We start from the raw sequence: 6,870 nt of genomic DNA, 5'->3' as shown, positions 1-6,870 counted from the left end.
CTCAAGCCCTTGGCTCGGGCGGTGACCACGTACTGGCGGGTGATTTCATTGAGGAAGGAATTTTTTGTGAGGATGGTCAGGGTCGCGAAGCCGCCGACCACCAACGCCGTTACTGGCAGTACCAGGTGCCAGAAGTAATCGGCGATCTTGCCCACCGTCGACAGCGAATCGAAGTTGTCCGAGACCAGGCCGCGCACCGGAAACCAGTTCAACGAGGTGCCGCCGGCGAAGACCACGATCAGGAACATCGCGAACAGGAACGCCGGCATCGCGTAACCGATGATGATCGCGGTGCTGCTCCAGATATCGAAATGGCTGCCGTGGTGCACGGCCTTGCGGATGCCCAGCGGAATCGACACCAGATAAGTGATCAACGTCGCCCAGAGCCCGAGGGAAATGGTCACCGGCATTTTATCCAGGATCAGGTCGGTGACCGTGGCACCGCGAAAAAAGCTCTTGCCGAAGTCGAGGTGGGCATAGCTCTTGAGCATCAGCCACAAGCGTTCCGGCGCTGGCTTGTCAAAGCCGTATTGCTTTTCGATCTCCTTGATCAGCTGCGGATCGAGCCCGCGGCTGGCCCGAGAGCTGCCGTGCATGGTCTCACTGGAACCGCCGCCGACACTCGCGCCACCGATGCCTTGCAAGTGCGCGATGGCCTGTTCCACCGGGCCACCGGGTGCGGCCTGGACGATGGCGAAGTTGACCAGAAGAATGATCACTAAAGTCGGGATGATCAGCAGCAAGCGCCGCAGTACGTAAGCCCACATCAGTGCGACCCTCCGGATTTGCCGCGCTTGATGAGTTCGGCGGTCATCTGTTCGTTGGTCAGGGGTGTGGAGCTGACTTCCCACCAACTCTCGATGGCTTCGTCATTGCTTGCTTGTACAGAGGGAATGCCGAAGCGGTTCCACCACACGGTCGAACTGCCGGGCGGGTAATAGTTGGGAATCCAATAGAAGTTCCATTGCAGGACACGGTCCAGGGCATGGGCGTAGCGCAGCATGTCGGCCTGGGTGTTGGCGCGGACCAGGCCGTTGATCAACGTATCGACCGCCGGGTTCTTCAGCACCATGTAGTTGTTGGAGCCCGGATCGCTGGCCGCCGCCGAGCCAAAGTAGTTGTACAGCTCGTTACCCGGCGAGTTGGTGACCGGATAGCCGGTGACGATCATGTCGTAGTCCCGGGACATCAGGCGGTTGACGTACTGGGAGGCGTCGATGCGACGAATGTTCAGGTCGATGCCGATTTGTTTCAGGGTGCGCTTGTAAGGCAGCAGCAATCGGTCCATGCCGTTCTGGCTGATCAGGAAGGTGAAGCTCAGCGGTTGGCCTTCGGCGTTGACCAGWTGATCGCCATCGGGTTTCCAGCCGGCCTGTTCGAGCAGGTCCAGGGCTTGCAATTGCTTGTCGCGAATCACGCCGCTGCCATCGGTTTTCGGTGCTTCGAAGACCTGAGTGAAGACTTCGTCGGGGATCTGCCCGCGAAGCGGTTCGAGAATCGCCCGCTCACCCGCGTCGGGCAGTTGTCGGGCGGCGAGGTCGGTGTTGGAAAAGAAGCTCTGCTGGCGGATGTACAGGTCGCGCATCATCTGCCGGTTGCTCCACTCGAAGTCCCAAAGCATGGCCAGCGCCTGGCGCACGCGGCGGTCCTGGAACATCGGGTTTTGCAGGTTGAACACAAAGCCTTGGGACGGTTGTGGTGCCTGCGTTGCCAGGTGGGCTTTTTGCAGACGACCGTCGCGCAAGGCCGGGCTCTCGTAGCCGATGGAGTAGGCGGTGGCGGAGAATTCGCGGTTGTAGTCGTAGGCGCCGCCACGCAGGACCTGACGGGCGACGTCGGTGTCGCCGAAGTACTCGATGCTGAAATGATCGAAGTTGTAGAGGCCGCGACTGACCGGTAAATCCCTGGCCCACCAGTCGGCGTTACGCTCGAAGGTGATGCTGCGCCCGGAGTCGACCTTGCTCACGCGGTACGGCCCGCTGCCCAGCGGCGGCTCGTAACCGCCACCGTTGGCGAAGTCGCGGGTTTTCCACCAGTGTTCGGGAAGCACCGGCAAAGTGGCGATGTCGAGGGGCAGGGTGCGGTTTTCGTTGCTCTTGAAGTCGAACCGAATGGTTTGCGGTGATTCCACTTCGACGCCTTTGACGTCGGCGAATTGCGTGCGATAGCGCAGGCTGCCCTGGGTCATCAGCAGGTCGAAAGTGTAGCGCACGTCTTCGGCGGTGATCGGCTTGCCATCGGCGAAACGGGCCTTCGGGTTCAGGTAGAAACGCAGGGACAGTCCATCGTCGGAACGCTCCATCTGCTGCGCCACCAGGCCGTACACGGTGTAGGGTTCGTCCAGTGAACGCACGGCCAGGGGCGAGTAGATCAAGCCATCGACTTGTGTGACGCCAATCCCTTTGTCGATGTACGGCAGGATGTGGTCGAAATGACCGATTTCCAGCGCCGAGCGACGCATCGTGCCGCCCTTGGGCGCTTGCGGGTTGGTGTAGTCGAAATGACTGAAACCGGCGGGATACTTCGCCGGTTCACCGTACACGGTCAACGCCTGTTGCGGTGCAGCGCTCACACCGGCGGCGCCCAACAGCAGGGCCACGGCAGTGAACAGTAAAGTGGGGAAAGCCAGTCGCATTGTCAGCCTTAGAGCCGGGTGATCGATAAGCACAATTTGTACGCTAGCGGCGCGTCCCTCGCCAGCCGTATCACGTAACGAAAACACAACGGCCCACCAAAAGGCGGGCCGTTGTGGAGAAAACTCAGGGGTTGATCAGTCCTGACGGCTGGTCACTTCCAGCAGGTGGTAACCGAACTGGGTCTTGACCGGGCCTTGCACCACGTTGATTGGCGCGCTGAAAACCACGGTGTCGAATTCCTTGACCATCTGGCCTGGACCGAACGAACCCAGGTCACCGCCCTGGCGGCTTGATGGGCAGCTGGAGTTGGCTTTGGCGACTTCGGCGAAATCGGCGCCGGCTTCGATCTGGGCCTTGAGTTCGTTGCACTTGGCTTCGCTGGAAACCAGGATGTGGCGGGCGGTGGCTTTGGCCATGGGAAAATACTCCATTCAATGTTCAGTAAAGTGCGGAGCCTACCGGATTCAGAGGGCTATTTCTTCTCAAAATGCCGTCCAGCTTAAGGCATTGTCTAAAGCCCGGCATTTCTTAAGCGTTCGGCATGTTGCACATACAGGTCAATGGGGTCGATGCCCTTGCGGACTTGACCTGTGGTCTGGCTGAGGCTGTCCAGATGATCCAGCGGATAGTCGGAACGGATCACTTTACCCAGATGGGAGCTGAACCGGCCGACCATGCCGTCATTCTGCTCGGCTTCGGTGGTGAAGTAGTGGGAGAACGCCCGCAGGAACCCGTGCAGCGGGTTGAGCGCATAGAGCCCTTCGTCGAGGATGTTTCCCTGCAGGGTGCCGCTCCAGGAGTAGTAGCGTACGCCGTTCACCAGTTCGCGACCCTTGCCGCCCCAGGTTTTCGGCAACCCTTGAGGGTACTTGTCGTTGAATGCGCCGACACCTTCGGTGGTCAGCGCGTTGAGTGCGGCGATGGCGTTCTGCGGCAGGTGCCGGTTGCCGCTGAGCAACGACAGGAAGTCGGCGAACAGGGTGGCCACCGCTCCGGCGACCTGTTCTGGCAGGCGCCCGGGCGTCAGCGCCTTGCGCAGGAAGTCGGCCAGTTCTGAGCCGTGGTTCGGCCCGCTGACCGATGTCACTGAAGCGACCATCTGTGGCGCCAGCGCCCCCGCATATCGTGCAGCCAGTGCGCCCTGGCTGTGACCAATCAGGTTGACTTTGCTTGCACCGGTTCCTTGCAGTACCCGTTCGATCTGCACCAGCAACTGTTCGCCACGGGTTTCATTGCTGTGGGTCGCCGACAGGTGCGGGATGAAAACCCTCGCACCGGCGCTTCYCAGGGCCTGTTTGACGTCATGGAACAGTTCGAGTTTGCCGATGCGATCAAAGCCGAAGAGCCCGTGGACCAGCAGGATCGGATAGTCAGTGGTTGCATTCCGTAGCATGTACATTTCCTTTTTCGGAGTAGGTCAGGTGTGTGCTCAAGGGGGCACTCTAAAGCACACCCACCGCTCGGCGATGTATGAAAAAGCCGCTGTAACCTGATGAAAACGGAATAGAAATCGTACGAAAACTCGAATGAGCGTGAGGTCTTGGTCGGAATATCCGGACATCTTTTTAACGATGGCCGAGATATTTCTTTCAATGACCTACCGCTGGTAGGTCATTTTTCCGTGTAAACCGACCCGATCGCCCTGCATCGCGGATCTCGGTGCCACCGCTTACTTTGGCTACTGAGTGCTTCGTTGTGCACGAAGTCGCTCGGCGCCCTGCAACAACAATTGTTCCGTCCCGGTCCAGCCAAGGCAGCCGTCCGTTACCGACACCCCGTACCGCAACGAAGGGCTCAACGGTTGGCAGCCTTCGAACAGATGACTTTCAATCATCATGCCGACCAGCGAGCGATCACCTTGCAGGCGTTGTTCCAGCACGTCGTTGAACACGGCGGGCTGACGTAACGGATCTTTACCGCTGTTGGCGTGGCTGCAGTCGACCATGATCCGCGCCGGAATCTTGAGTCTGGTCAAGTCGCTGTGCACTTTGGCAATGCTGTCGCGGTCGTAGTTCGGCCCGCGATGGCCACCGCGCAATACCAGGTGAGTGTCGGGGTTGCCCGGTGTCTGGATAATCGCAGGATGGCCCTGGCTGTCGACACCGAAATGGCGGTGCGGATGAGCGGCCGAGCGCATGGCAGGCCCAGTTGGAGCATTTCGCGCATCAATTCGCGGGACAGGGTCAAACCGCCCGCCATGTCATCGCTGCCATCCAGGTGTGGGTCGTAGGCCAGGCCTTTCCAGCCGACCGTGGTGCGGGGTTTTTCGACGTAGGCGCGCATCACCAGCAGCATCTCGTCGCCGACTTGTGCAGACAGACGGGCCAGGTTGGCGGCGTATTCGAGGGCAGAACGTGGGTCGTGAATCGAGCAGGGACCGACGATCACCAGCAGACGGGAGTCTTCACCGTTGAGGATCGCGCGGACGGCCTGGCGGTGGGCGGCGACTTGTTGGGTCAGGGCATTGCTGAGTGGCAGTTGCTGTTTGAGTTGCAATGAGCTGGGCAGACGCAAGGTCAGCGCTTCATTGGCAGGGCTCAAGGTGGACAGCGGCAGAGCAGAGACGGACGAGTTCATATTCAGGCTTCCTGGGCTGGCGGCGGGGTCGTCCCGCGCGCTCGGCCCTAGTGGGGTGTTCGACAATTGGCCGGATTGGCTGCGTGTGTGTGCTTGCCACCTGTGGGTGACCGATCGGAGGCGGCAGGCTGTCCCGAGCGGAAGCTGGTAAATCGCCAGGCGGTAAAAGTGTCGTAACGGTAATAAGTGGCGTAATTCATGTCGTAAATCCTCAAGTTGTCTGGTGTAACGCAAAAAATGTTCAGGGCTGAAAAAACAAAACCCCCGGTCGGGAGGCCGACCGGGGGTTGAGAATTCTCTGGTGGCGACCCGTTTAAAGTGGGCGCCGTGTGGGTATCAGGCGCGCCAGTGGCTAAACCAATACCCAAAATAAAAGCTGACCGAAGCACAAACGTCATTCACCCGGGCAGCCGCAACCGAGCGCGGGACGCTGGTGGTACGAAGCGGTGAGAGGGCGTTGAACATGGTCTGTCTCCGATGAATGAGCCGAGCTTACTAGAGGCCGGTGCGCGGATTCAATCAGAAAATGCTATCGGGCATCACGGGACGTTTCTATCGGTTGGGTACGTCGCGGGTTGTGACACACTTTACGCAACGGGCGGCGTGTAACCGGCGTCCAAACCATCAACGTCACAAGGACGAACCATGACGACACTGACCATCGCCGCCGCACAATCGATCTCCGTCGCTGGTGATCTTGCCGCCAATATTGCCCGGCACCTGCGCTTCATGCAGGTTGCCGCGGAGCGGGGCGTGCAATTTCTGGTGTTTCCAGAACTGTCGCTGACCGGGTACGAGCGTGGTCTGGCAGCGGAGCTGGCCATCGTGCCAGACGCCAGAGTGCTGCAACCACTGCGCGATTTTGCGCGGGAGGTCRGTGTGACCGGTGTCGTCGGGATGCCGATTCGTCTGTCGGACGATTCGCCGGTGTTGATCGGTGCCCTGGTATTGGGGGCCGATGGTTCGCTCGAGATCTACAGCAAGCAGCATTTGCACCCAGGGGAGGAGGTGGCATTTGCCCCGGGAACAGGCGGTTCGACGTTGAAGATCGGTACCGACACCGTCGCGTTGGCGATATGCGCCGATTTTTCTCACGCCAGTCATGCAGCCGCCGCGGCACGGCAGGGCGCTGATCTTTATGCCGCGGGCGTGTTGATTACAGAAAGCGGCTACGCTCCAGATACCGCACTGTTGCAAGGTTATGCCCGCACCCACTCGATGGCGGTACTGATGGCCAACCATGGTGGCGCAACGGGTGGCTGGGAGTCGGCAGGGCGTAGTGCAATCTGGGCGGCGGACGGCTCGTTGGTTGCGGCGGCACCGGGGACGGGGAATCTCATGGTGGTTGCTCGTCGCAATGCTGACGGCTGGAAGGGGCAAATCGTGACTGTCGCGGAGGCTTGAATGGGGTTCGAATTGCGCCCGGCAACGTCTCGTGACCTGGACTTCGCACGTGACCTGACTTGTCGAAATATGCTGCGCTACTACATTCAACATGAACTGTTRTGGCAGGACGAGGCTTTCGATGTTGCTTGGGAGGGACGCGAAAACTGGCTGATTGTGCGTGATGACACACTGATGGGGTATGTCAGCCTGAGCCGTGACGCCAGCGCCTTGTATATCCGCGAATTGCATTTACTTGAAGCGTACCGGGGGC

General features: G+C 59.9%; 5 protein-coding genes and 2 pseudogenes. 2 read left to right on the top strand and 5 right to left on the bottom strand.

Annotated elements, in window-relative coordinates:
* From AC1DLB_RS21185 to AC1DLB_RS21165, 5 genes and pseudogenes are all read right to left on the bottom strand, one after another.
* A partial coding sequence (locus AC1DLB_RS21185; RefSeq protein WP_477785588.1) for an ABC transporter permease subunit occupies window positions 1–767 on the bottom strand: 767 nt, incomplete at its 3' end.
* On the bottom strand, window positions 767–2,635 hold the full coding sequence (locus AC1DLB_RS21180; RefSeq protein WP_477785587.1) for an extracellular solute-binding protein: 1,869 nt from the start codon (window positions 2,633–2,635) through the stop codon (window positions 767–769). The genes AC1DLB_RS21180 and AC1DLB_RS21185, both read right to left, overlap by 1 nt.
* A 135-nt stretch (window positions 2,636–2,770) precedes the next feature.
* A complete protein-coding gene (locus AC1DLB_RS21175) occupies window positions 2,771–3,052 on the bottom strand; it encodes a peptidylprolyl isomerase (protein WP_007933754.1) in 282 nt (93 codons plus the stop codon).
* A 95-nt stretch (window positions 3,053–3,147) separates the two neighbouring features.
* On the bottom strand, window positions 3,148–4,029 hold the full coding sequence (locus AC1DLB_RS21170; protein WP_477785586.1) for an esterase/lipase family protein: 882 nt from the start codon (window positions 4,027–4,029) through the stop codon (window positions 3,148–3,150).
* Window positions 4,030–4,314: 285 nt separating this feature from the next.
* Window positions 4,315–5,213, bottom strand: a pseudogene (locus AC1DLB_RS21165) (DAHP synthetase I family protein).
* Window positions 5,214–5,858: 645 nt separating this feature from the next.
* On the opposite strand from AC1DLB_RS21165, the gene AC1DLB_RS21160 reads away from it, so the two are divergent.
* Together AC1DLB_RS21160 and AC1DLB_RS21155 are read left to right on the top strand one after the other, a co-directional pair.
* Window positions 5,859–6,617 (top strand): carbon-nitrogen hydrolase family protein, encoded by a 759-nt coding sequence (locus AC1DLB_RS21160; protein WP_477785585.1) that lies wholly within the window; start codon window positions 5,859–5,861, stop codon window positions 6,615–6,617.
* A pseudogene (locus tag AC1DLB_RS21155) lies at window positions 6,618–6,870 on the top strand (GNAT family N-acetyltransferase); the annotation flags it as partial.

Source organism: Pseudomonas sp. 05N434, assembly GCF_056396965.1.
The sequence above is the reverse complement of the archived record's forward strand: the minus strand, read 5'-3'. Positions and strand labels throughout refer to the sequence as shown.